This is a genomic window from Streptomyces recifensis, from assembly GCF_002154615.1.
GTDB classification, from domain to species: Bacteria; Actinomycetota; Actinomycetes; order Streptomycetales; family Streptomycetaceae; genus Streptomyces; species Streptomyces griseoluteus.
Genome location: NZ_MUNH01000605.1, coordinates 1 through 1,219, shown reverse-complemented (window position 1 = coordinate 1,219; position 1,219 = coordinate 1). Strand labels below are relative to the sequence as shown.

The 1,219-nt window shown below is 74.5% G+C and carries 2 protein-coding genes; both read right to left on the bottom strand.

The genetic code is table 11. The features are described from left to right. Nucleotide 1 precedes the first annotated feature (1 nt). Nucleotides 2-562: an ATP-binding protein gene (locus CCN33_RS26930; protein WP_086696042.1), complete on the bottom strand. Its 561-nt coding sequence runs from the start codon at nucleotides 560-562 to the stop codon at nucleotides 2-4. A gap of 206 nt (nucleotides 563-768) precedes the next feature. Continuing rightward, on the bottom strand, nucleotides 769-1,092 hold the full coding sequence (locus tag CCN33_RS26925) for a hypothetical protein (RefSeq protein WP_086696041.1): 324 nt from the start codon (nucleotides 1,090-1,092) through the stop codon (nucleotides 769-771). Nucleotides 1,093-1,219: the final 127 nt, after the last annotated feature.

Here is a 1,219-nt window from a genome sequence, read left to right as displayed (position 1 = left end):
CTCACCGTCCAGCCACCGAGGGCTCGGGCGCCGGGGCGTGGACCACGACCGGCTCGGGTGCGCGGACCGGTGGCTGGACGGTGAGTGGCGCGGGCTCGGTCCGCCGCTCCGCCGCGCGGAGCGGCTTCGGCGCCGGTGGACGCGGGGCCGCGGTCGCGGACAGCGCGAACCACACGACCTTGCCGTCCTCGCCGTCCGGCCGGCAGCCCCAGCTCTCGCTGACGGCGGCCACCATCACCAGCCCCCGCCCGCAGGTCGCGAGGGGCCCGGCGTCCGACGCCCCCGCGCTGTCGGCCACCACGGGAAGACGTGGATCGCGGTCGCGGACGGAGACGGTGAGCCGGTCGGACCGGAACTCCAGCTCCACGGTGCAGGACTTGTCGGGCCGGGCATGTCGGTGGACGTTGCTCAGCAGCTCGGTCACACCGAGCGCGGCCCGGTCTATCAAGGGGTCCAGACGCCAGTAGCGCAACTGCGCAGATACGATTCTGCGGACCTGGCCGATCCGCGACGGCAGGGCTTGGAGCTCCACCGTGCAGTGCCTGTTCGGGTGACTGATCACGGCTGCGACTCCCCGGTGTGAGGTCCGGATTGACCGGAGGAACACGGAGAACAACGGAAATCCGGGAGGGCGCCGACGTCCCTGTGACCGCCGCCGTCGAGGCCGACGGGCTGGTCCGCAGCGTTACCTCCGGTAAACCCAGAGTGACGTGAGATCAGCGTGCCGCAGTGCCCGCCCTCCCGCAACTCGCCACGGTGGCCCGCAGGTCAGCCACCCCGGCCGGCCGCGCGGCGCACTGCTTCGACGAACCGGCCGGCGGCGGGCGGCCCCGGCTCGCCGGGCGCGGAGTCACGCTCGGTGAGCGTGAGCTGGTAGCGCCGGCCGTTCAGCTCGGCCTGCGCCCGCCCCTGTGGGGCGAACCACGGTCTGGAGGCCCGTACGGTCCCGACGGGGGCGCTGTCGATCTCGCTGCCCTCGCTGGTGAGCAGCTCCACCCTGCCGCCGCCGACCCGGACCCGGCCCGCCCGTGTCAGCGAGCGCACCCCCTTGCCGATGCGCACGCCTCTCGCCGTGAACTCCGGCTCCGCCATCCCGCACCGCCCCCTCGCGCGTACCGGTCCACCGGCCCCCGCACGGCGGCCGGTCCACGCGGTGAAGTCTGCCCCGGCGCGGACAGGAGCACCAGTGCGCGCGAACGGGGCGCACGTGGCGCTGGAG